The 398-nt window shown below is 67.1% G+C and carries 1 protein-coding gene; it reads left to right on the top strand.

The window, feature by feature from the left end:
- A partial coding sequence (locus EOA28_RS38405) for an esterase-like activity of phytase family protein (protein WP_189342443.1) occupies positions 1-398 on the top strand: 398 nt, incomplete at both ends.

Below are 398 nucleotides of genomic sequence, written 5' to 3'. Positions count from 1 at the left end.
CCCGACGGTACCATGTTCATCTCCGACGAATATGGCCCCAACATCTACCGCTTCTCGGCCGAAGGCCGCCTCATGTCGGCAGCGCAGCCGCCGGCGGCGCTGGTGCCGATGCGCCACGGCAAGCCGAACTTCGCGTCCGACAATCCTGGCCCGGGCGCCGCCGAGCCCGATCCGAAGGATCCCGAGACTGGCCGCCAGAACAACCAGGGGCTCGAAGGCATGTCGATGACGCCTGACGGCAAGTTCCTGATCGCCGTGCTGCAGTCGGCGGCCCGCCAGGACGGCGGCGATTCCGGCTCGACGCGCCAGAACACCCGCGCGCTGGTCTATGACGCTTCCGACCTCGCCCACCTCAAGCTGGCGCATGAATATGTTGTGCCGCTGCCGGTGTTCAAGGA

The organism is Mesorhizobium sp. M2A.F.Ca.ET.067.02.1.1, assembly GCF_004023285.1.
In the GTDB taxonomy this organism is placed as follows: domain Bacteria; phylum Pseudomonadota; class Alphaproteobacteria; order Rhizobiales; family Rhizobiaceae; genus Mesorhizobium.
This window is presented reverse-complemented; position numbering and strand designations above follow the sequence as displayed.